The sequence below is a fragment of the Microcoleus sp. S1D4 genome (assembly GCF_036700765.1).
Taxonomy (GTDB): domain Bacteria; phylum Cyanobacteriota; class Cyanobacteriia; order Cyanobacteriales; family Microcoleaceae; genus Microcoleus.
In genome coordinates, this window is record NZ_JAUBPP010000001.1 from 536,465 (window position 1) to 560,950 (window position 24,486).

A 24,486-nucleotide genomic window follows, 5' to 3' on the forward strand; every position below is an offset into this window, starting at 1 on the left:
AACAAGGAGATGCGCTGACATGATTATTTTAACAGTTATCCCCGGAATTGAAGGAGAATTCGATCGGGAGACAGGCTGTATTAACTGGCAAAGTAGTAAGTTTGGCAATGGTTACGGGCGTAAGTGGATGTCGGGGAAAACGGTATTAGTCCACCGATTAGTCCTCGAATCAAAAATAGCAGGATTCCTAGATTCCGGTTATTTTGCTTACCACACCTGCGACAACCCAAGCTGCATCAACCCGGAACATCTTGTAGCGGGGTCTGCCGCTGAGAACAGGGGACATATGATGGGGCGCGATCCTCTTCGAGGGCTGCGCTAACGCCAAACTCCCAGACGCAAAAGTATTCCGGGAATTGATAAATTGTCGATCGTACAACTGCGAGAAATTCAGACTAAATATTTATCGGAAAAAGTCAAGAACCACCTAGCAAAAGAGTATGGGGTACAACATGAAACTATTACTAAGATCGTTCAGACAAATATTCCTGATAACTTCACCACAGTTTCTCCACATTTTTTAGGAGAAATTCAAGACAACGGCTGCATAATTTTTCAAGGCGGAAAAGATTGTTCAGGCTATGGCAGATATTGGAAAAATGGGAATTTGAAATCAGTTACTCGTGCTGTTTTAGCAGAGAAATTAGGATATGAAGTTCCCACATATATAGATGCTTGTCATACCTGCGATACTCCCAGTTGTATAAATCCAGAACACCTCTGGGCTGGTACTCGTTCCCAAAAGGCCTTAGATGCTTCAAAAAAAGGACGCACCCAAGGAAAAAGTCATCCCCTTTCCAATGCAAAATTAGACTGGGAAAAGGTGCGAGAAATCCGGCAAAAACTAGCAGCAGGAGAGAGAATGAAGGATCTAGCTGAAGCATACAGCGTAAATCCGATAACTATACACAATATTAAGTATCACCTGACATGGAAGGAAGAAGGCGAAGAGATTCCGATTCCTCACATGGGTGGATATCTCGATCGCAAACTGACTTTTGCTCAAGCACAGGATGTGCGAGAACGCATTAAAGCTGGAGAATCTCTTGCTAACTAAGATTTCTCGCGAATTGGGAGCATCCAAAAATGTCATTTATGACATTAAAACTAATGCCACATATAAAGGAGTCTGACATTGATTTAAGCGCCAAACAATCAATCAAAACAGATAAATTACAGCAAATAATTTCAAGTAAATCATCGATTGGAGTCAAGAATGGCTAAGATAGAACAACGATTTGATTATGTAAAGATTGGGTTAGCTTCACCTGAAAGAATTCGACAATGGGGAGAGAGAACTTTACCCAATGGTCAGCTAACTGGCGAAGTCATAAAACCAGAAACCATAAATTACAGAACATTAAAGCCGGAAATGGACGGGTTGTTTTGTGAGCGAATTTTTGGGCCTGCAAAAGATTGGGAATGTCATTGTGGCAAGTACAAAAGAGTTCGTCATAGAGGCATTGTTTGCGAGAGATGCGGTGTTGAAGTAACAGAATCTCGCGTCCGTCGCCACCGCATGGGATTTATCAAATTAGCAGCTCCAGTTGCTCACGTTTGGTATCTCAAAGGTATCCCCAGTTACATGGCGATTCTGTTAGATATGCCGCTGCGAGATGTCGAACAAATTGTCTATTTCAATGCCTATGTTGTGTTGAATGCTGGCAATGCTGAAAAGCTGCAATACAAGCAATTGCTCACAGAAGATGCTTGGCTGGAAATAGAAGATGAACTTTACAGCGAAGATTCCACGCTGACCGGCGTAGAAGTAGGAATCGGTGCTGAAGCTTTGCAAGTTTTGCTGCAAAATATTCCGCTAGAAAGCGAAGCGGAAAAGCTGCGCGAAGATATTGCTAATGCTAAAGGTCAAAAACGAGCGAAGTTAATCAAACGTTTGCGGGTAATTGACAACTTTATCGCTACGGGTTCTCATCCCGATTGGATGGTGCTGTCGGTGATTCCGGTGATTCCCCCAGACTTGCGGCCAATGGTACAGCTAGACGGCGGGCGTTTTGCGACAAGCGACCTCAACGACCTTTATCGGAGAGTGATTAACCGCAACAACCGCTTGGCGAGATTGCAAGAAATCCTAGCGCCGGAAATTATCATCCGCAACGAAAAACGGATGCTGCAAGAAGCTGTGGATGCGCTGATTGACAACGGCCGCCGCGGCCGGACTGTTGTGGGCGCAAACAACCGCCCGCTGAAATCTCTGTCGGACATTATTGAAGGGAAACAAGGCCGCTTCCGGCAAAACTTGCTCGGGAAACGGGTTGACTATTCTGGACGTTCGGTGATTGTGGTGGGGCCGAAACTGAAAATTCATCAGTGCGGTTTACCGAGGGAAATGGCGATCGAACTTTTCCAGCCCTTTGTCATCCACCGCCTCATCCGCCAAGGATTGGTCAATAACATCAAAGCTGCCAAAAAATTGATCCAGCGCAGCGACCCAAGCATCTGGGAGGTGCTTCAAGAAGTGATTGAAGGACACCCAGTCATGCTGAACCGGGCCCCCACCCTGCACCGTTTGGGAATTCAAGCCTTCGAACCCATTTTGGTAGACGGGAGGGCGATTCAGCTTCACCCGCTAGTTTGTCCGGCTTTTAACGCTGACTTTGACGGCGACCAAATGGCCGTGCACGTGCCCTTGTCTCTGGAATCTCAGGCGGAAGCCCGCTTGCTGATGCTGGCTTCTAATAACATTATGTCGCCCGCAACCGGAAGACCAATTGTCACTCCTTCGCAAGATATGGTGCTCGGTTGCTATTACTTGACAGCGGAAAATCGCGACGCTCAAAAAGGAGCAGGTCACTATTTCTCTAACCTCACCGATGCGGTTGTAGCCTACGAACAAGGAGTTGTTGACTTGCATTCCTACGTGTGGGTGAGATTTCAAGGCCCGATAGAAAATATAGAACCAGAAGGAGAACCGCTGAAACTAGAACGATCGACCGACGGTACGGTCACGAAAGAATTCAAGTTCCGCCGGATTCGAGAAGACAAAGAAGGCAACTTGCTCAATCAGTTTATTCGCACTACTCCCGGTCGAATTATCTATCACCAAACGATCGAATCGGTCATTAATAACTAGGAATAGGAAAATTGGGAAATAACAGCGGGTAATAGGCGATCGGTCAGTCGAGGAGCGAGAAACTAGGTTTCTAAGGGTTGGGTTATGTGACCAAAAATATTCTCAGAAACCCGGTTTTACTCCCACGACCGATGACCCATGTCCCAGAAGCGAGAAACTAGGTTTCTAAGGGTTGGGTTATGTGACCAAAAATATTCTCAGAAACCCGGTTTCTGAACTGATGACCGATGAGTGATGTGCCAGGAGCGAGAAACCGGGTTTCTACAGGTTGGGCTTGGTGAGGAGAAATATTCTCAGAAACCCGGTTTCTAAACTGATGACTGACGAGTAAATTACTAACAGCAAACAAATGACTGAATACAAAGAAAATAAAGAAATTGTTTTTCGCAACCGAGTTGTTGACAAAGGTCAGCTCAAAAAATTAATCTCTTGGTCGTTCATGGAATACGGAACTGCCCGCACCGCGCAAATGGCAGATAAACTCAAAGACTTGGGTTTTCGCTTTGCTACGCGCGCCGGAGTTTCCATCAGCGTAGACGACCTGCAAGTACCACCAATCAAACGACAACTCTTAGATGCAGCCGAAGAAGAAATCCGCATCACCGAACAGCGGTACACCAGAGGCGAAATCACCGAAGTCGAACGCTTCCAAAAAGTAATCGACACTTGGAACAGCACCTCAGAAGACCTCAAAGACGAAGTAGTCAAAAACTTCCGAGCCACAGACCCCCTCAACTCGGTCTACATGATGGCCTTCTCCGGTGCCCGGGGAAATATCTCCCAAGTGCGGCAGCTTGTCGGAATGCGCGGATTGATGGCAGACCCCCAGGGAGAAATCATCGACTTACCAATTAAAACCAACTTCCGAGAAGGTCTCACTGTCACGGAATACATTATTTCTTCCTACGGAGCGCGCAAAGGACTGGTCGATACGGCCCTCCGCACCGCCGACTCCGGCTACCTGACCCGCCGCCTGGTAGACGTGTCCCAAGACGTAATCGTCCGCGAAGTAGATTGTGGCACCCAACGCGGCATTCGAGTCCGGCCGATGACCGACGGAGCTACCGTGCTGATACCCCTGAAAGACAGGCTGCTCGGCCGGGTGTTTGCAAAAGACGTGGTGCACCCCAAAACCAAAGAAATCGTAAGGTTCGGCAACATCATGGCAGTCCGCAACCAGCCAATTAGTGAAGAGCTCGCAGACGCGATCGGCGCTTCAGGAGTTGGCGAGGTGTATTTGCGATCGCCCCTAACCTGCGAAGCCACCCGTTCCGTCTGTCAGTGCTGCTACGGCTGGAGCCTCGCCCACCTGAAAATGGTAGACATGGGAGAAGCGATCGGGATTATTGCCGCCCAGTCGATCGGCGAACCCGGAACCCAGCTCACCATGCGTACTTTCCACACCGGAGGCGTGTTCACTGGAGAAGTCGCCAAACAAGAACGCGCCCCATTCCCGGGCGTGGCAAAGTTTAAGAACTTGCGAACCCGTTCCTTCCGCACTTCTCACGGCGAAGAAGCCCTGATCGCCGAAAACGGCGGCAAGCTCGTATTCGAGGGCGACGGCTTCGAGGAAGGCAAATCGGGAGCCAAAAATCAGAAACTAAAGATTGAACTGGCGATCGCCCAAGGTTCCACGCTCATGGTCAAAGACGGACAGCGCGCCATCCAAGGTCAAATATTGGCTCAAGTGCCGATCGTCGGACGCGCAGCCCGCAAAACCACCGAAAAAGTCACCACAGACGTAGCCTCAGACTTAGCCGGCGAAGCCAAATTTGCCGACATCGTACCCGAAGAAAAAACCGACCGCCAAGGTAACACCACCCGCACCGCCAGCCGGGGCGGACTGATTTGGATACTCTCGGGAGAAGTCTACAACCTCCCTCCCGGCGCGGAACCGGCAGTCAAAAACGGCTCCCGAATTCCAGAAAACAGCGTCATCGCCGAAACCAAACTCGTCTCCGAACACGGGGGCGTAGTCCGCATCGCCGACGAGCGAGAAATTGAAATCATCACCGCTCAAGTATTGCTCGATCAAGCCATCGTCCGAGCCGAAAGCACCGGCGGCCGAGAATATTACACGATCGAAACAACTTCCAACCAGCGGTTCTCGCTCAAAACAACTCCCGGAAGCAAAGTCATCAACGGCGAAGTCGTAGCCGAACTGCTCGACGACACCTACCGCACCGCCACCGGAGGCATTGTCAAATACGCCGGCGTCGAAGTCCAAAAGCGCGGCAAAGCCAAACAAGGACTCGAAGTCATCAAGGGCGGCACCCTGCTGTGGATACCGGAAGAATGCCACGAAGTCAACAAAGACATCTCTCTATTGCTAGTCGAAGATGGCCAGTACGTCGAAGCCGGCACTGAAGTAGTCAAAGATATCTTCTGCCAAACCAGCGGTGCAGTAGAAGTAACGCAAAAAAATGATATTTTGCGGGAAATTGTCATCAAACCTGGAACCCTGCACCTCGTTGACCGCCCCCCACTTTCGGCAACCGAAGGTCAAATTGTCAACGCGGGTCAAGAAATCTTCCCCGGCTTAGTTGCTGAAGAACTCGCCTATGCGGAATACATCGAAACACCCGAAGGCCCAGCATTGCTGCTGCGGCCAGTCGTAGAGTTTCCTGTTCCCGACAAGCCGCCGGTGCCTTCCCAGACTGCGCTCAACGAGTCGATCGCCCTCAAAGCAGTCCAGCGCCTCCCCTACAAAGACGGAGAGCGCGTCAAATCAGTAGAAGGACTCGAACTCCTGCGGACTCAGCTCATCCTAGAAATTGGTTCAGGAGCTCCGCAACTGGCAGCAGATATCGAACTTTTGCCAGACCCAGAAGATGATACCGCCTTGTCGGACAACGATTATGACTCCCCAGCAGCAGTCTCCGACTCCACCGCCCTCTCTCAAGAATTGGCAGGAGAAAGCGACGAAGCACCGCCGGTTTCCAAAACCTTCCGCCTGCAGTTAGTGATTTTAGAATCCCTCGTAGTTCGGCGCGACGTGTCGGCAGACCCCACCCAGGGCAGCACTCAGACGCGGCTTTTGGTAGAAGACGGACAGTCGATCGCTCCGGGCGCAGTAGTAGCCCGCACCGAAATTCTCTGCAAAGAAGCAGGGACGGTTCGGGGCATCCGCGAAGGACAAAACGAGCCGGTGCGCCGCCTCTTGGTCATGCGGGAAGCCGACTCGATTTCGATCGACCTCCCCGTCGCCCCAGATTTCAGTCCCGGTCAACTGCTAGTAGCCGGTACGGAAATCGCCCCCGGCACGTTTTTGGAAGAATCCGGCCAAGTAGTCAAGGTCGTACCCTCGAACGGCTCGGAACCTGCAAAAATCGTGCTCAGAATAGCTCGTCCTTACCGGGTTTCCGCCGGTGCAGTCCTCCACGTCGATGACGGCGACTTGGTGCAGCGGGGCGACAACTTAGTCATCCTGGTGTTCGAGCGGGCGAAAACAGGCGACATCATCCAGGGTTTGCCCCGGATTGAAGAACTCCTGGAAGGGCGCAAGCCGAAGGAAGCCTGCATTTTGGCCCACCGTCCGGGGACTGCCCGCGTATCCACCGAGGAAGATATGGTCGAACTGGCTGTAGTTGAAGATGACGGCCGCATCGAAGCATATCCTTTGCTACCGGGGCAGAATCCGATCGTCTCCGACGGACAGCGAGTAGGTGTAGCCGAAGCCCTGACTGACGGGCCCGCCAACCCCCATGAAATTCTCGAAGTTTTCTTCCAAGCTCTCAAAGAGCGCCAGTCCACATTTGAAGCAGCTTTGGAAAGTTTCCAGCAGGTGCAAACCCTCTTGGTAAACGAAGTGCAATCTGTCTATCAATCCCAAGGGGTAGATATTTCTGACAAGCACATTGAGGTAATTGTGCGGCAGATGACCAACAAAGTCCGCGTAGAAGACGGCGGCGACACTACGATGCTACCGGGCGAGCTGGTAGAGCTGCGGCAGGTAGAGCAGGTGAACGAGGCAATGTCGATTACCGGCGGGGCTCCGGCAGATTACACTCCGGTGCTACTGGGAATTACTAAGGCTTCGCTCAATACTGACAGTTTCATTTCTGCGGCTTCTTTCCAAGAAACCACCAGGGTGCTGACGGAAGCGGCGATCGAAGGCAAGTCCGACTGGCTCCGAGGCCTCAAAGAAAACGTCATCATCGGCCGCTTGATTCCCGCCGGTACTGGTTTCAATGCTTACGAAGATGCCAGCGTTCAGGATGCGGGTTTTGAAGGTGCCGTGTTTGATGACGATTTCCAAGATTTGCAGGAGGATGTGGTACTTGATGACCGTACTGCCCGCCGCAAATATACGCTCGAAAGCAGTTTCGATACCGCAGCAGTTTCTGACCTTGAGCCTGATGAAGAGTTTGAGGAAATTGAAGTTGATGAAGACGATTTTGTCGGCTCAAGTGATGACGGTTCGTTAGAAGTTTTGGCTGACGACGAGGACGATGATATCGGTTTCGATTTCGACGAAGACGAAGAGTAATACAGGACTTACTCGCGGGTGGTCAGAAACCGGGTTTTTTCGACAATTTTTCCCACTCGCTCACTGATTTGGTAAAAAACCCGGTTTCTTTAGCCTTAACCAATTTAGGGCTGTAATCTTAGTTATGAAATTGTCGCGCACGCCCGTAATACCGGGCGGCGTGGCATTTTTTTTCGGTTTCGGCACTGGTGTAAAAATATTAAGTTTGTTTCTTTAAAGCTTGGTGTTCTCCACAGGCAAATTCGCTACCAAAAGCGCGATCGGACTTTAAACAAGGAAAAAAGAAAGCAATAGGTGTATTCGTCAAAAAATATAAGTCAGAATTCAATAAAAATTTATAATTCCGAGGTTTTAAGTGTTTGATATGACAAATAGTGAAAGGGAGCATCTGTGGCTTTTCAACAAAAAGCTTTTTTTTAATATCCTGTCCGGTAGATTGACCGATATAATATTCTATCGCTATCGATCGCACCGCTGGTTACATACAGCCCGTGCAAACTCGATAGCGAGCTGTTGCTACAAATGTAGCATTGAGATCCAATGCAATTAAAATTCCTTCTTCCTTCTTCTTCCTTCTTCCTTCTTCCTTCTTCCTTCTTCTTTCTTTCTTCTTCCTTCTTCCTTACATTCGTTATATCGGCTACACAATCTGTTGCCGAACTTCCTCCTTCCTTACATCCGTTACATCCGTTACATAATCCGTTGCCGAACTTCCTTCTTCCTTACATCCGTTACATAATCCGTTGCCGAACTTCCTTCTTCCTTACATCCGTTAGATCAGCTACACAATCCGTTGTCCAACTTCCTCCTTCATGTATAGCGGTTCTCAAACTTGGTGAGGCGGGATCTTTCCACTCCTGCCTATGCGCGGTTTGGCCTATCCCCTATGCCCACTCCTAGCACCTCATGTTACCGAGAAAGGCTATATATTTCACTCAATCAGGGAGCAAAGCCTTGATCTGAGCGACAAACTCTTGATGGTCTACCACGGGTTTAGAGATGTAACCGTCCGCACCACTTTGATTTAGAAAAGTTTCTCTATCACCGGCCATCGCGTGAGCTGTTACCAAAATAATTGGTAGCGAGGCCGTTTGCGGGTCTGCTTTCAGCAGTTGAGTAATTTTAATACCGTCAACAGCTTTTCCTTGATAGACGCTGCGTGAAAGAGACACATCCATTAAAATCAAATCAGCTTCTCCAGACGCGGCAATCTGCATCACCTCTTCAACATTTTCTGTGTGCTTCACGGCTAAGCCACCCCGCTTAGTCAGAATTTTAGAAAAAACTCTAGCGTTAACCAAATCGTCCTCTACAATCAGAACGGTTTTCATCTTTGCGATCTCCTAGATACCAGCTTCCAAGGCGCTTTACTCAGCACGGGGAAGGCGAGAGGAAAGGATGGGCAACAATACGGCTGCATACAAATAGCCATCTTTTTTGTGAATGTGTTTGCAATACTTTTGACATCTGCCCCGCCGTAAAATGGACGGGGATTTCATCTATGTCAAAACTTGTTTCATCAAGCTAGTTATATCACAGATGGCACTAGGTGGCTCCGATCGGCGAATTGCGTTTCCCTTCAACTCGGTTGTCTTGGGCCCGCTGGTTTGTAGGCGAAATGGCCTACAGATGCCTAAAAGTTTCCAGGGAGTATCTCATTTATGTCGCCAAGCATTTTTTTGCGAGTGCAAGGCGGTGGCGATCGACCTATATAATACTCAATCGCCAGACAGCACTATAAATGGGCTGTCAAAAAAACACTTACTGCATTGATTGAGGTGTTCCCCCTGACACTGACAACAGTTTCAAAATTCTTCATTAGCAGGTTTTTAGGATTTTTTTCTGGGTCAAGCCTGCGATTTATAGTCGTGGTAGTGTGACAATTGTTTTATGTGCTGCCCTTAAAATCAAGCAATGTTGTTTCAGGTACTGCCGCTGAAGCATTCGGAGTAGGGAACATAGCGGGGATTGTTAAGGATGGGCAATTCTTAGTTTAGACCGATCGACATTGCTTTAAAATATCGACGCTTCGATCGATCGCAGGTCAGACTAGGACAGCTCATGAGAAAAGCTTTTGACTGCTGAATTCTCAAAGATCGGCATTTGTGAGCGATTATAAATAAAAGCATGACTGTAAATCAACCTTCTCGCGGCGGACGGTAAATAGACAGGTAATCGCAACGGTCGGCAATATAGAGGTTAGGGTAAGAGTGGAGAGTAAGAGGCAAGTGTTGTCTGTCTTCGGCACTCTGATTTTGCTTTAACCTGTTAAATTTATTTTTATCCTCCTGCTGGGCGGTTTTATCGAACTATCGGTTTGCTTGAAGGCAAACGCTTTTCATTCGAGACAGGCAACCTGAGCATTATTGACAGAGGCTGTCTTCACTCAGGAATTAACGGACACAAGAACTCATGGCCAAACAACTAAACCTACTTTCCGGGCAAGTAATTTCTACGCCTCTGCACGCCGAGATGCAGCAATCGTACCTCGAATATGCCATGAGTGTGATCGTCGGGCGAGCTTTGCCTGATGTCCGCGACGGTTTAAAACCCGTGCACCGTCGAATTTTGTATGCGATGCACGAACTCGGTTTGACACCAGACAGACCTTACCGCAAGTGCGCCCGGGTAGTTGGAGATGTTTTGGGAAAATATCACCCCCACGGCGACCAATCGGTTTACGACGCTCTGGTGCGGATGGTTCAGGAGTTTTCGAGCCGCTATCCTTTGCTGGCGGGTCACGGCAATTTCGGTTCGGTGGACAATGACCCGGCTGCTGCGATGCGCTACACGGAAACTAGGCTCGCACCGATCGCCCACGAAGCTATGCTAACCCAAGTCGGCGATGCAACTGTTGATTTTGCAGCTAACTTTGACAGTTCCGAACAGGAACCGACAGCACTACCGGCTCAGTTGCCGTTTCTGTTACTCAATGGCTGTACTGGGATTGCTGTGGGGATGGCAACTAATATTCCGCCGCACAATTTGGGAGAGGTGGTAGACGGTTTAATTGCTTTGATTGAAAATCCCGAAGTCTCGGACGAGAAGTTGATTGAACTGATTCCGGGCCCGGATTTCCCGACGGGAGGGGAAATCGTCGCTACAGAGGGCATTGTTGATGCCTACACTAAGGGTCGAGGCAGCATTGCGGTCAGGGGTGTGGCTGGGGTGGAAGAAGTGCCTGGTAATCGCAAGGTGCGGACTAAAACGGCGATCGTGGTGACGGAGTTTCCGTTTCAGGTGAATAAGGCGAGTTGGATTGAAAAGGTGGCGGATTTGGTGAATGCCGGCCGTCTCGACGGTATTTCTGATTTGCGCGATGAGAGCGATCGCGATGGCATTCGAGTTGTGATTGAACTCAAGCGGGAATTTACTCCCGAAGCGGTGCTAGCTCGTCTTTACCAACAAACTGACCTGCAAACAAATTTTGGTGCGATTTTGCTGGCAATTGTCAACGGTCAACCCCGACAGTTGACGCTCAGACAATTGTTGCAGGAATTTCTGGATTTCCGAGAAGTGACTATCACCAGGCGCTACAATTACGAGTTGCAGGTGGCAGAACGTCGGTGTCACATTGTCCAAGGCTTAATGTTGGCTTTGACAAATCTCGATACTACGATCGACATTCTCAGAAATTCTCCTGATGGTACTACTGCTAAGCAAACTTTCCAAGTTCGCCTCGATTTGAGCGAAAGTCAATCTGATGCGATTTTGGCGATGCCGATGCGCCGGCTGACTGGTTTGGAAAGGCAACATTTGCAAGCCGAACTGGATGAGTTGACGGGAAATATTCAAGAATTGCAGCGGTTGTTGAGCGACAGGCGCGAACTTTTAAAGGCTTTAAAGAAGGAATTGCGATCGCTCAAACGCAAGTACGCTGACCCCCGCCGCACTAAATTTGCTAGGGAAACAGGACGCGCGGCCAAGACAGACACACAATTTGCTGGTAAGAAAAATTCTGGACTCAAGCAGTTATCGCCGGCAACAATTCAGCCTAACTTATTGCCTGTTCTAGAGCCTGAAGAAACAATTGTTGAATTTTCGCACAAGCAGTACGTGCGGCGCTTGCCGGCTAACGATCGCCCGCGCTCGAAAAGTCGCGAAAAATCGGTTTCAGCTTTAGAAAAAAATGAAGATTTTATTGTGACTGCAGAGCTGACTAAAACCGATCGCACTTTGGTAGTCTTAACTCCTAACGGCAAAGCTTACCCGCTGAAAGTGGCTGATATTCCTAGCAGCAATCCAAAAGACCGAGGAAAGCCGATTGTCGGTTTGTTATCCCCTAGTGCTACTAAAGACAGTACGGATCGCGCTTTGTCGGAAATTACTATCGCACACTTTATTTTGCCGGAAAATTCGGAGGGGGTGGATTTAGTAACTATGACTGAGCAAGGCAAAATTAAACGTTTGCCGGTGCAGGAATTGGCTGATGTGACTAATCGCGGCATGACTGTTGTTAAACTCAAGGAGGACGATCGGCTTCGCAGCGCTAGTCTGAGCAAAGTTGGCGAGCAAGTGGCCGTCGCAACTTCGGGAGGCCGAGTTCTCCGGTTTGATGTTAATGACGAACAACTGCCGCCAATGGGTCGCAGCGCCCTAGGTTCTCAAGTAACCAGGTTGCGGAAGCAGGAAGTTTTGGTGGGTTGTATTACGATCGATCCCGAAGACAGTCTGGTGCTATTTTCGGAGTTGGGTTGGGCTAAACGAATGCCCGCAGGTTCTGTCAGACTTACTAATCGCGGCGAAATTGGCACTCAAGCTTTTCGTTTCGCAGAACCTAAAGATGCTTTGGTTGGCTTGCTGCGATCTGTTCCGGGTACGGATGTTAAACTTTTTACTACTTCTGGCCGCTTGCTGCGATCGACTACTGATGCTATAGCTTTTTGGGGGAAAGATGCTCCGGGCGATCGAGTTTTTGACCTCACTCCCGGTGAAAAAATTATTAAGGTTATTACCAGTCAATAGTCAGCAGTCAGTAGTCAGTAGTCATTAGTCAATAGTCATAAGACTTGTTCCCAGGCAGAGCCTGGGAATACATACCTGGAGGCTCTGCCTCGAATTCCCCCAATTCCCAATCTAAAATATAAAATCTAAAATTGTTTGATGGCGAAAGTTGTATTAGAAAATATCTACAAAAGTTTTCCACTCCGCCAAGGAGAACAGGAAAAAAAAGCAAACAACGTCGCAGAAAGTGTCTCGCCCGAAGCCTCTAGTTCAACTTCTAACAGCGTTTTGCGGCGGATTAACTTGACGGTCGAAGACGGGGAATTTATGGTGCTGGTGGGGCCTTCTGGCTGCGGAAAAAGCACTCTGCTGCGATCGATCGCCGGTTTGGAAGTTTTGACTGCCGGCAATATTTGGATTGGCGATCGTCTCCTCAACGATTTGCCCCCCAAAGACCGAAATATCGCTATGGTGTTTCAAAATTATGCTCTCTATCCTCACTTAACAGTTTACGATAATCTCGCCTTTGGATTGCGTCGCTCTCAGAAGAAAGAAGGAAGAGGGAAGAAGGAAGAAGGAAGAAGGAAGAGGGAAGAAGGAAGAAGGAAGAGGAAAGAAGAGACAGAGACAGAGACAGAGGTAGAAAAAAGCAGCTTGGTGCAGGCAGAAAAAATAAAAAATCAGTTAAAAGAGTTGATTAATTATTTGGCTTCTAATACTTTAAACAAAGAGCAAATATATACTTTGGGGGAGGACTTTTTAGTTGGAGCAACTCGCAAGCTTCCTCCGGGTTTGCGCTATTTTTCGGAACGGGAAAAGGCTGTAGGCAAAAGAGTTAGGGCGGTAGCTCAATTATTGCAAATAGAACCGCTTTTAAATCGCTTGCCGAAACAACTTTCGGGAGGACAAAAGCAGCGAGTAGCTTTGGGTAGGGCGATGGCTCGAAATCCTGAAGTTTTTTTGATGGACGAACCGCTATCTAATCTTGATGCGAAATTGAGGGCGGAAACTCGATCGCAAATTGTGCAGTTGCAGCGACAGTTGGGAACTACGACTATTTATGTGACTCACGACCAGACTGAGGCGATGACTATGGGCGATCGCATTGCGATTATGAATGCAGGTCAGCTTCAGCAAGTCGCTCAACCTCTGGAGCTTTACAACAAGCCCGCTAATCTATTTGTGGCTGAGTTTATCGGTTCTCCGCCGATGAATTTTTTGCCGGTGCAGTTTACAGCCCCGCTGTTGATTTCTCACCCGCAATTTCGCTTTACTTTACCGGATATTTGGGCAAAAAACCTACAGCAATATGACGGGCGAGAGCTAATTTTGGGCATCCGGCCCGAACATCTGAGCATTCACCCTCCTGCTACCAAAAATCTGTCTGTACAAGTGGAAATTGTGGAGGCTTTGGGGCACGAAACTTATTTGCGGGTGTGTTTGACTGATGCTCCGGCTGTGCGGATGCAGGTGCGGGTTCCTCCTGAGCGATCGATCCGTGTTGGCGAGGAGCTTTGGCTGGCCGTCGCCCATGACAAGATTCACTTGTTTGACCCGGATACGGAGTTGGCTATTTTCCCTCGTTAGGCGAAATTCTCAAGGTCGATGGGCCTTTGCGATCGATCTCACACATCATAAACTTGCATTTTTTTCAAGTTTCTGTTATATTAATTTACATAAGCCTTACAAAAGTTAACAAAAAGAGTTCGCACTATGCAAGAACAAAAACGCAACGCTTGGAACTGGGGCTTCAGCGAAGGAGCTGAAAATTGGAACGGTCGTTTAGCGATGATTGGTTTCTCTGCCGCTGTGATTATCGAATTGGTTTCCGGTCAAGGCCTGCTTCACTTCTGGGGCGTGATCTAGTACGATTTTAGATTGGAGATTGGAGGATTGGGACGCCATTCTTTTCTCGATCTGACTAAGATTAAAAAACCCGGTTTCTTTGACGCGAGTAGCTGCTCTTCGAGTGACTCCGATCGAGAAACCCGGTTTTTGAACTGCAGTGCGCGAGCAAAATGCTTTAAACTAATCTAATTTTTCACTTGAGATTGTTTAGACAATAGAAAGCTTGGGAGTCCCCAAAAGAACTCCCAAAATTTTGCCCGCGCGCTTTTAGCAGCGCAATTTACCAGCAGCAAATAGCTATCTCATATCCGTTCGATTGACCACACTACGAACCGTTTTTGTGATGCTAATCGACCCGACATAATATGATATCAAATCCTCTCTTCATCGGAATAGTAAATTCACTGTTAACAGTTAACAGTTAACAGTTAACATCATGTATGAGTGCAACCGGAATTGATATGACTCGCAGTGCAGCGAACACAAAAAGTTTAACAACCATCGCTTCCAAAAAAGCTATGGTTCGATCCCCAAAAGAGCCAATCACTCTTTTGGGTGATGCCAGACAAATACTCTAGCGGATATATTCTTTTAAGATGCTGTTGCGGTTGGGATGGCGCAGCTTCCGCAGCGCTTTAGCCTCGATTTGACGAATCCGCTCGCGAGTGACGTTAAAGATTTGACCAATTTCCTCCAAGGTCTTCATCCGTCCGTCATCTAAGCCGTAACGCAGTCGCAATACATCTCGTTCTCTAGGGCTTAGAGTATCCAAAACGCTCTCTAAATCTTCTCTTAGCAAGTTTTTAGAGACTTGATCTTCTGGCGTTTCTCCGTCAGATTCAATAAAGTCTCCCAGACGCGAGTCTTCTTCTTTGCCGATCGGAGTTTCTAAAGAAATAGGCAACTGTGCGGATTTAGCAATGAAACGCAACTTCTCGATCGTCATCTCCATTTTAGTCGCGATTTCTTCTTCCGTAGGCTTGCGGCCCATTTCCTGAGAAAGAAGTTTGGTAGTTTTCTTAATCCGCGAGATGGTTTCGTAAAGATGAACCGGTAGGCGGATAGTCCGGGATTGATCGGCGATTGCTCTGGTGATGGCTTGACGTATCCACCAAGTTGCATAGGTGGAAAATTTGTAGCCTTTTTCGTGATCGAATTTTTCAGCGGCCCGGATCAGACCCAAAGAGCCTTCCTGAATCAAATCTTGGAAAGACAAACCGCGATTCATGTACTTTTTGGCGATCGACACCACCAAACGCAGGTTTGACTGTACCATCTTCTCCTTAGCCCGCCGACCGACGTGGAGTCTGTGACGGAATGCCGGCAGTGCCATATCTACAGCATTAGCCCATTCGTTATCTTTGGGTTCGCGGTCTAACTCTTCGAGGAGTTGTTCTCGAACTCGCTCTAATTCCAGCAAATCGGCAATCTTGCGGGCGAGTTCAATCTCTTCGTCGGCTCGCAGCAGTCGAATTCTACCAATTTCTTGGAGGTAAAGACGAATAGAGTCTTCTGTATAATGCTTTTTCTTGGCTTGGGCCCGACGGCGGGCTTTGACACCTTTGCCAACTTTAGTATCGTCTTCTTCAGATGGGCTGTCTAGAAAATCTTCTCGATCGTCGTCTTCGTCGATAAAAAGTTCCAACTCGCTTTCGGGTAGAACGCTTTTGGCGTTCCTAAGCAACTCGATGGTTTCCATTTCGGGTGTGATTGTGGTTTCGAGTACGGTGTTAGCCTGGGTCATGCCGCCTTCCTCATGCTCCTGAATTAAAGAATAAATAACAGTGGAATAGTGTCTGTTTGTAGTTTAGACAAGTTAGCCAGTATTGGCATTTCCGCAGTAAGAAATAGTGGGCTTTTCAGTTTGCTAAATGAAGCATTGACCGAAACAGCACCAGTTTTACAAGTCAAATTTCGACTTCTGGTTGAAAGAAGCAGCGAGTACATTCAATCTATCGCATATTTTTAACGTTGCAACCTATATTGAGGGTGCAGCTTTTTCTTTCACAGCGAGTTATCGCCTCATCTGCGATACCTTACCCAGAAAAACGAATGCCAGAGATGCGACGATCGCACGCAGGTCAAAATACTGGCTTTTTTTTACCCGGTACTTCGATCTTTTACCCGTACCAGTTTTCTGGTACTGAGCCCTCTAACTTTTGTGTTTGAGGTGTCGAACTTTTGAGAAAGCCGGCAGCGTGCGAGTGACGATGTTGTCAGACATGATAGTTGCACGGCTAATTTTCGCCATCTCGGATGTAAGTTTGCTGCTTCCAACGCAACAGCAGAGAGTCGTAGCACCAAATGGTGAGAATCGGATCTGGCAAAGACCCTTCCGATTGTAGCCGTTCTCACAAAAAATGGAAGTTATTTTCAATTTTTGTCAAGAACTCGGAAAACTTTGTCAGCTTAGCTTGACAATAGTGACTCATGGCCGATTCCGATCAATCCTGAGAAAGGCCCCTAAAAACCTGGGTACGATCGAACGGCGCTGTTTTTTTGTGCTGATGTGGGTGAACGGCTGCGGCGCAGTCTGCCAGAGAGTTAGCAGACAATTTTTGATTTGCTGGAATTGAAACCAATAAAATCTTTGTAGATGCACCCATCATTACCCTGTTTCCCTGAATTGAATCATACACAATCTGCGATCTAATAAAGCTTGCGAACTTGAGTTGTAAGTCGGCCGCTCTGAAGTAGAAACCGACGATTTCCCCCAATGAAGCGTTGCGGGTTTAATAGTGCAACAGGGGCTTTCTTTGTTAAGTTAGCTCAAATCCCAGAAATTGGGTTTAATTTCGACATTAAATCACATTAAGTTATTAGCGTCACATTCTCATTTAAGCAGTGGGACACGAGTTTATGGCAGAGCGTGGCAAAAACCACCCGGATAAATTCTACTGAGAGTTAACCCGTCGCGCAACTCCCGGCAGCAAATGTCTCTAAAATTTGCTGGCTTTCGGCTCGCACTTGCGCGATCCTCTTCGAGGGCTTCGCTAACGCCCATTTTCACAAGCAAGACAATTCGCTATTTCCCGAAAGCACAACTTCACATTTACTTTAAATATATCCTAACAGTGTGAAGCTTTGACAAAGCAAATTCATCAATTTTAAGTAAAATTACTGGTGTTGTGTGGAAGATTTCCAGCAGATAGAACAAAACCCCAGCAGACTTTGCTACAAGGGAGGGCGGAGGATCGCTTAAAAAAAAAGAAACTTACCGAGTGTAGTGATGTGCTTGCTGTTTGGCGATCGTCCAAAAGCTGCCGAGTTCGTTCAAAGCTGTTAAACAATAGGACTCTGGTGCTATGTGAAGATTTTTGTTACATTTATTTACAGCCCTTCCTCCGAAAGCAGGTATCCGGGGTCGATACCCCACTCTGGTTTAAATCATGCGGCTCGATAGCTAGGGTATTTCGCTATCAGGATAAATTTCCGCTCCACATCTGTCTTGAGAACGCCGGCAAAGTTAATTGTACCTGCTGATTATTGATGCTGCATATCCCTTAAATTTTTAATTTATTCGTTGCTTTTCTGTTTCTTTTTCAGGTTTTTGAACTACTAAGATGGGTTTTCCCTGAGACGATCGCCTAGAGCGTCCAACCAACTGATAGAAGTTGTTTCAGTTTCATCGGCATTCGTCTAAATACACTACATACATTGCAGGTACATAAAAAAGTGAACTGTCTCCTGTAGACTCAAACAGTAGCTAAGCTCTCAATTTCTGTGAGGAAAGCGAGTTTATTGGAGGAGTATCAATGATGGAGTGGATTATAGCGCAACAGACCCCCTTGGGCAACAATCCTGCAACAGATAGCCAAGCGGCAGGGAACATTCCTGAATTAGTCATTATCCTAATCATTCTGCTGATGATTGCAACAGCGGTTGCCCTGATCGCTCAGCGACTGCGAATTCCCTATGTTACGGGTTTAGTGCTAGCAGGTCTGCCAATTACAGAACTCTTGTCGCGTCGAATTGGTTTAGACCCTTCTTTAGTGTTGAATCTTTTTTTGCCCATTCTGATTTTTGAAGCGGCAATCAATACGGATATCAGCCGTCTCCGCAGCACCTTTAAAGCGATCGCAATTCTAGCGGGCCCAGGCTCGATCTTTTCCTCGGCAATTATCGCTGTTCTGGTTAAATTTGGACTGGGGCTAGACTGGATTCCCGCATTGCTGATCGGAGTCATTTTGGCAAACACTGATACTGTCTCGATGATTGCGGTTTTTAAGGATATCCGTGTACCTTCGCGATTATCCACCATTGTCGAAGGAGAAACCCTGTTCAACGATGCGGCTGCTCTGATTTCATTCAATTTGGTTTTGGTCATTTATGCGACAGGATCTCTCACCGCAGTGCAAGGCCTGAAGGAACTGCTCCTAGTCGCCTTGGGTGGGGGACTCGTCGGTGCCATCTTCGGCTACTTGAGCCTACCGATATTTGTTCGTTTAAACGATCGGTTGAGTAGTCTCTTACTAACCGTCGCTCTAGCATTAGGAACCTTCCAGATCGGGCAATTTTTGGGAGTGTCAGGTGCGGTGGCTGTGGTCATCGCCGGACTCATTTTTGGCAACCTTGGGCTTCCTCGCAGTTCGTCTGCCTCGGATCGAATCACGTTATTGAGTTTCTGGGAATATGCGGGGTTTAGTGTCAACACCTTTATTTTTCTGCTCATCGGCATCGAAATTAACCCAGGCACTTTGTGGAGCATTTTGCCATCTATTATGTTCGTCATCCTAGCCTATCAACTGGGACGGATTCTTTCGGTCTATCCGTTGTTAGCTGGTCTGCGGTGGTTCGATCGTCCGATTCCCCTACGCTGGCAGCATATTTTGTTTTTAGGAAACATTAAAGGCTCTCTTTCAATGGCATTGGCTGTAAGTATTCCGCTGACTGTACCAGGACGGGATAACATTATTGCGCTAGTTTTCGGTGCCGTTCTGTTCTCTCTGGTTGGGCAGGGATTAAGTTTACCTTGGCTTGTCAAACGGCTGAAAATTAGCCGTGTTTCTGATATCATGCAGGAAGCTGGACAGTTACAGATTCAGTTGATTGCTTGCAAGGCCGCTCAAGACGAGCTAGATAGTTTGCTGAAATCAGGCGTATTGCCCAAGGCAGTCTACGAAGAGCTATGGGCATCCTATCAGGCACGGGTGGCACAGTCCGAGCGTGTGCTGCGCGAATTCTACAATCAACATCGAGCAAGTCACACAAAGGGCGATCGGGCTGGGTTAGATACTATTCGACGGCGATTGCTTTTAGCGGAAAAGGGGGCCGTTAGCGATGCGCTACGGAAGCGCATCATTCCCGAAAACCTGGTTGATCCCTACATCAAAGATTTGGATGAGAAACTTCTAAAATTGGAAGATGACTAGCGCGAAGGCCCAAATAATCAATCATGGGGTGAACTAGCTCAGGACGGGTAACAACCAGGATCGTAGAACCTGCTTCCAGAACGGTGTTGCCGTTTGGAATCTCCAAATTGGCGCAGGCATGGCATTGATAACCAATGATCAGCGAACCCGTTGGAAAACGGGGGTCTTGAGCAATGTGAGCAACGGTGCGACCGGCCACATAACAATCGCCTGGAACGGGCAGTTTCAGCACCTCCACTTGTCCTTGCTCAAAGTGCATCATCGACTCAACTTCCGGGTATTCGATCGCATTTGCCATTGTTGCGACTGCTAAATCAGTGGTGCTGATAATGTGGCTGGCTTGAGCGAGGCGATAGGCTTCCAAAAATTCGCGATCGCGCATTCGCACCACAATATGGGAAATGCCATAGCTTCTGGACAAGGTGATCAACGCTAAATTCAAGGCATCATCTCTGAGGGCTGAAACGACTGCGTTTGCTTGTTTGATTCCTGCTTCGAGGAGAACCGTTGTGCTGACTGCGCTGCCCTCAAATGCCATCACCCCAATTTTTTCACGGGCAAAGCGACACGCAAGGGGGTCGGTATCGACGATCGCAACTGTGTGACCGAGTTTTAATAACTGCTGGGCTAAATCCAGCCCCATCATTCCTGCTCCACCAATTAATACATACATAAGTAACTATCGCCTTAAAAATGAACACTACAGATTTAGCACTATAAGCTTCTGAATGGTGCAAGTCACAGCGGGCAAATTTTACCCCTTTCACTTGAGACACGACTACCTGCTTCGCTTTGCTCAAGTTAGAGTCGATCGTTTTTGGGAAGTAGAGACTTCTTGCTTAAGTCAGGGGATCGATATACAAACCGCAGATGTAAGATAGATAAACACAGATAAACGCAGATATTTTTCACGATAGGCGAGGTTGGAAATGGAAGAGGTATAATGAAATAATTTTTATTTTTGAGCAAAATTTTTGATTTATTTGATAATATTTTGATAGATAGATTGACGGTATGTAAACGCAGATGTTTGTCAAGTTGATTTATGATTTTTGTAATAAGTTTATTGTTAATATTATGGTATTATATGATTATATATAGTTGATTTTGTCAGTATCCTTTCCAACTGATTGGTGTTTTTTGTAGATAATATCGTTTCCGGTTGCATCGGAATAATAAAATCGAGTCAACAGTCAACAATAATAAGAAGTGCAACTGGAATTGATATAAAAACTATTCCGTCACCACTCCCAAAGTTTGGATGAGTGATAGCACTTTGACGATATAGCAATTTTCCACTGAGTGAGGTAAGGCTCGAAAACTTAATAACTTAAGCACCTCCTACAGTCATCTATGCTGTAAGTTGCGAGAGCGAAGGAGGTAGAGCCTGGTAACGAGCAATTCCTTAAGTTATTAAATTTTCATTCCTTAGCTGTGGCTCATATAGATTGTGTATGGCGATTTTAGATTGGTAATTGGATAATTAGTAATTAACTGGCGAGTAATTCACCTGATTATGATCCGCCAGAACGTTAAATAATACTTATTTAACGAACCGCGAAGACGCAAAGAGCGCGAAGGAAGAAAAGAGAAGAAGAAAAAATTAAATTCCTGACGGGAAATTAATTTAACCGCGAGACAAATTATTGTTGATTTCGCAGCCGAGGGTTAACAAATTCGTTCAATCCTTCTCCTACTAAAGATAGTCCGATTACCATTAAAGTCATTGCCAAACCGGGAAATAATGCTGTCCACCAAATGCCTGTAGGTAAAGCATCCAAGGCTAAACGCAAGTCGTGTCCCCATTCTGGGGTTTGTTCTGGAAGTCCCAAACCGAGAAATCCTAAGCCTCCTAATGTTAAAATGGCGTCGGCGGCGTTAAGGGCAAACAGCACGGGTACGCTTTGAATGACGTTGAGGAAGAGGTAGCGCGAAAGCACTGTCTGAGTATCTGCACCCATTGCTCGCGCGGCTTCGACAAATAATTCGGTTTTGATGCTGGCGGTGTGATTTCTGACTACGCGGTAGTATTGAGGGATGTAGGAAATGCTCAGGGCGATCGCAGCGTTGAATACTCCTCTTCCTACTACAAACGCCAGTGTCAAGGACAGCAGCAGCCCCGGCAAAGTATAAATTGTATCCATTAAAAATAACAGCGCTCGATCGAGCTTACCGCCCAAATAACCGCTAAGCAAACCTAGCGGTACGCCGATAAACAAGCTCAAACTTGTGGCTAAAATCACCACTTGCCAAGCAGCGCGAGAAGCAAACAGCGTGCGGGAAAAAACATCGTAGCCGCTGCGGCTGGTACCAAACCAATAATTCGCGGACGGCGGTTCGTGAATCGGATTAATCAAAGCATCGGTAGGATTTTGCAGCCATCCCCAAGCTTGCATGGCCGGAGACAAAGTGGCTACCAATACAAACACGGCAGTTATTGTCAAACCCGCCCACATCATTTTCATTGACAAGCTGGACTTTGAGGCAACATTGAGCAATCGCGGCAGTCGGAGGCGGCTTTGAGTCATATTTATGAAGGAAGAAGGAAGAGGGAAGAAGGAAGAAGGAAGAAGGAAGAAGTCATTAGTCATCAGTCATTAGTCATCAGTCATCAGTCATTAGTGCTGTCGCCTCTGAGCTTCCGTACAACGTCATCAGGAATAGGGATGAAAGGGTTTTAGCAATTAAGAATTTTCTAAGTGTCGGGCGCGGTTGCCATAATTGTGATCGACAAATATGAGACTTTTCGATTTTAGTAGCACCTAGGCTAAAAAACCCGCAATAGTCAAAAATTCTCTCCCTTAGTCGCCGAATACTAACTACCCGCTGCGACTCAAGAAACCGGGTTTTTTTGTGGGTTATCGAGCTACAACAGGTATTTTCGTGAAAAACCCGGTTTCTGGCAACCCGCGAGTAATATCAAAGCTCGTAGCATTGGAATTATATAATGCGAGCTTCCCCGAAGAGCGATCAACTTCGATCGATCGCGGGGACGCTCGCACTATCAATGATTAAAATATATAATTCCGATGCTATCGGAAACGATATAAGTCCTACAAATTACTGGCAATTAACTCGCGGTACTGACTTTTCGGCTTAACTCCTTTGAGTTCGACTACCAATTCTTTGTCTTTGAAATACTGAATCGTCGGCGTACCAGTCACGCCAGCATTTTCAGCAATTTCTGGATCTTCTTCAATGTCGATTTCTACATAGTGAATTTTGCCCTCGAACTCATCTACGACTTTGCTCAAAATCGGCTTGAGACTGTGACAAGGGCCGCAAGTCGGAGCGGAGTATTTAACCACAATTAGTCGATCGCTATCGTGGAACAACTTCCGCAAAGCATAACCTCCTTCATGCCGCGTGTCTTCGATATCAAAATTCTCATCGGTTTTGCGGACTTTTGGAGCTTCCGGCGCAGAGGCTGGCTGCTCGGATTCCTCGGTTTGATGGAATTCCTGGGTTAAAGCATTGACCGATAGCCAACGCTCTGCTAGCATCGCCCCCATGCAGCCGCTACCTGCTGCAGTAATGGCTTGGCGAAACTCGTGGTCTTGCACGTCGCCCACGGCGTAAACTCCCTCGACGCTGGTTTCTACCGTGCCGTGTTTGGTGGCGATGTAACCTATTTCGTCGAGTTCTAGCTGACCTTGGAACAGTTGAGTGTTGGGAGTGTGACCGATCGCGTAAAACAATCCCTTCACCTGCAAATCTGTTTCAGCGCCAGTCTCGACATTTCTAATTCTCAACCCATCCATTTTGCTCCCCGGCACTCCCAAAACATCTACAGCTTCGGTGTTCCAGTGCACGGTGATTTTGGGATTGCTCAGCACTCGGTCTTGCATGGCTTTGCTGGCGCGCATTCGATCGCGCCGCACCAGCATATTTACGTGAGAGCCGTATTTTGTCAAATAAATAGATTCTTCCGCTGCGGTATCGCCCGCGCCGATGACTGCTAAATCAACTCCTTTAAAAATTGGGGTAGCGCCGTCACAAATCGCACAGGCAGAAATGCCGTGACTCCAAAATACGTGTTCGCTAGGCAGACCCAACCTTTTTGCTGTTGCGCCTGTAGCGATTACTATGGTGTGGGTTTTGATTTCTCGGTCTTCCGATCGCACTGTAAATGGACGATTCGTTAAATCAACAGAAATTACATCTTCGGTGTATAATTGAGCACCCCAGCGTACTGCTTGAGCTTTCATCCGATCCATCAGTTGCGGCCCGGTGATGCCTTCGGGAAAGCCGGGGAAGTTTTCGACTTCTGTGGTGGTCATCAGTTGACCGCCGGGGACGCCTCCCGCTTGGTAGCCTTCAAACACTACGGGTTTCAGGTTGGCCCTCCCGGCGTAGATGGCTGCGGTGTAGCCTGCGGGGCCTGAGCCGATAATCACTAAGTTTTCTACGGTTTGTTCGGTCATAGCTTTTAGTCAAACTCATAACGACTTCGTTTTATCAATTCTAGCAGAGAGCGAGCGTATTTCTATTTTTGAGGGCGATGAGGGCGATCGGCACAACTCAAGGCTGTTGGATAAGCAAAAATAATCAAACAACTAATCTTGTTTTAAATGTTCAATCAATCTCCGAAAAACCCCAAAAATAGGCCCCCTTGACTATTGATTCCATTCTCATTTACTTGACGAATTTGCGCCGTTTGAGCTATTATACAATTCCGATACTCAAGGGGTGCTATAACTATTTTTTGTACTTAGACGCTGAAACCTTTTAAAATCGTAGAA

At 47.4% G+C, this 24,486-nt stretch carries 14 protein-coding genes; 9 read left to right on the forward strand and 5 right to left on the reverse strand.

The window, feature by feature from the left end; genetic code table 11:
* The first annotated feature begins 19 nt into the window (after positions 1-19).
* From QT998_RS02120 to QT998_RS02135, 4 genes are all read left to right on the forward strand, one after another.
* Entirely contained in the window at positions 20-322 is a 303-nt protein-coding gene (locus tag QT998_RS02120) for an HNH endonuclease (RefSeq protein WP_333113286.1), read from the forward strand.
* Between the two features lie 42 nt (positions 323-364).
* On the forward strand, positions 365-1,057 hold the full coding sequence (locus tag QT998_RS02125) for a hypothetical protein (protein WP_333113284.1): 693 nt from the start codon (positions 365-367) through the stop codon (positions 1,055-1,057).
* 159 nt (positions 1,058-1,216) lie between these two features.
* Positions 1,217-3,091: a DNA-directed RNA polymerase subunit gamma gene (locus QT998_RS02130; protein WP_333087812.1), complete on the forward strand. Its 1,875-nt coding sequence runs from the start codon at positions 1,217-1,219 to the stop codon at positions 3,089-3,091.
* A gap of 349 nt (positions 3,092-3,440) precedes the next feature.
* A complete protein-coding gene (locus tag QT998_RS02135; RefSeq protein WP_333113282.1) occupies positions 3,441-7,580 on the forward strand; it encodes a DNA-directed RNA polymerase subunit beta'' in 4,140 nt (1,379 codons plus the stop codon).
* Between the two features lie 935 nt (positions 7,581-8,515).
* Here the strand turns inward: QT998_RS02135 and QT998_RS02140 are convergent.
* Entirely contained in the window at positions 8,516-8,911 is a 396-nt protein-coding gene (locus QT998_RS02140; RefSeq protein WP_194009855.1) for a response regulator, read from the reverse strand.
* A 1,081-nt stretch (positions 8,912-9,992) separates the two neighbouring features.
* Here QT998_RS02140 and QT998_RS02145 point away from each other — a divergent pair.
* The 3 genes from QT998_RS02145 (at position 9,993) to QT998_RS02155 (ending at position 14,390) form a co-directional block, all read left to right on the forward strand.
* Complete coding sequence (locus tag QT998_RS02145; protein ID WP_333087815.1) at positions 9,993-12,545, forward strand: DNA gyrase/topoisomerase IV subunit A; 2,553 nt, start codon at positions 9,993-9,995, stop codon at positions 12,543-12,545.
* 138 nt (positions 12,546-12,683) lie between these two features.
* Complete coding sequence (locus QT998_RS02150) at positions 12,684-14,111, forward strand: ABC transporter ATP-binding protein (protein ID WP_333113279.1); 1,428 nt, start codon at positions 12,684-12,686, stop codon at positions 14,109-14,111.
* A 126-nt stretch (positions 14,112-14,237) separates the two neighbouring features.
* Complete coding sequence (locus QT998_RS02155) at positions 14,238-14,390, forward strand: chlorophyll A-B binding protein (protein WP_194066599.1); 153 nt, start codon at positions 14,238-14,240, stop codon at positions 14,388-14,390.
* Between the two features lie 556 nt (positions 14,391-14,946).
* Here the strand turns inward: QT998_RS02155 and rpoD are convergent.
* Positions 14,947-16,116, reverse strand: a complete 1,170-nt coding sequence (gene rpoD / locus QT998_RS02160) for an RNA polymerase sigma factor RpoD (RefSeq protein ID WP_333087819.1) — start codon at positions 16,114-16,116, stop codon at positions 14,947-14,949.
* Positions 16,117-18,160: 2,044 nt separating this feature from the next.
* On the opposite strand from rpoD, the gene QT998_RS02165 reads away from it, so the two are divergent.
* Positions 18,161-19,744, forward strand: coding sequence for a cation:proton antiporter (locus QT998_RS02165; RefSeq protein ID WP_333217901.1), 1,584 nt, complete (start codon positions 18,161-18,163; stop codon positions 19,742-19,744).
* On the opposite strand, the gene QT998_RS02170 is transcribed toward QT998_RS02165, so the two are convergent.
* Positions 19,701-20,417, reverse strand: coding sequence for a potassium channel family protein (locus tag QT998_RS02170; RefSeq protein ID WP_333087821.1), 717 nt, complete (start codon positions 20,415-20,417; stop codon positions 19,701-19,703). The genes QT998_RS02165 and QT998_RS02170 overlap by 44 nt on opposite strands.
* A gap of 970 nt (positions 20,418-21,387) precedes the next feature.
* Positions 21,388-22,272 carry an ABC transporter permease gene (locus QT998_RS02175; protein ID WP_333087822.1) on the reverse strand — a complete coding sequence of 295 codons (885 nt, stop codon included), beginning with the start codon at positions 22,270-22,272 and terminating at the stop codon, positions 21,388-21,390.
* On the opposite strand from QT998_RS02175, the gene QT998_RS02180 reads away from it, so the two are divergent.
* Positions 22,264-22,425 carry a hypothetical protein gene (locus QT998_RS02180; RefSeq protein ID WP_333087823.1) on the forward strand — a complete coding sequence of 54 codons (162 nt, stop codon included), beginning with the start codon at positions 22,264-22,266 and terminating at the stop codon, positions 22,423-22,425. The two genes, QT998_RS02175 and QT998_RS02180, sit on opposite strands and share 9 nt — an antisense overlap.
* 372 nt (positions 22,426-22,797) lie before the next feature.
* Here the strand turns inward: QT998_RS02180 and trxB are convergent, their stop codons facing one another.
* Positions 22,798-24,168 carry a thioredoxin-disulfide reductase gene (gene trxB, locus QT998_RS02185; RefSeq protein ID WP_333113274.1) on the reverse strand — a complete coding sequence of 457 codons (1,371 nt, stop codon included), beginning with the start codon at positions 24,166-24,168 and terminating at the stop codon, positions 22,798-22,800.
* Positions 24,169-24,486 lie beyond the last annotated feature (318 nt).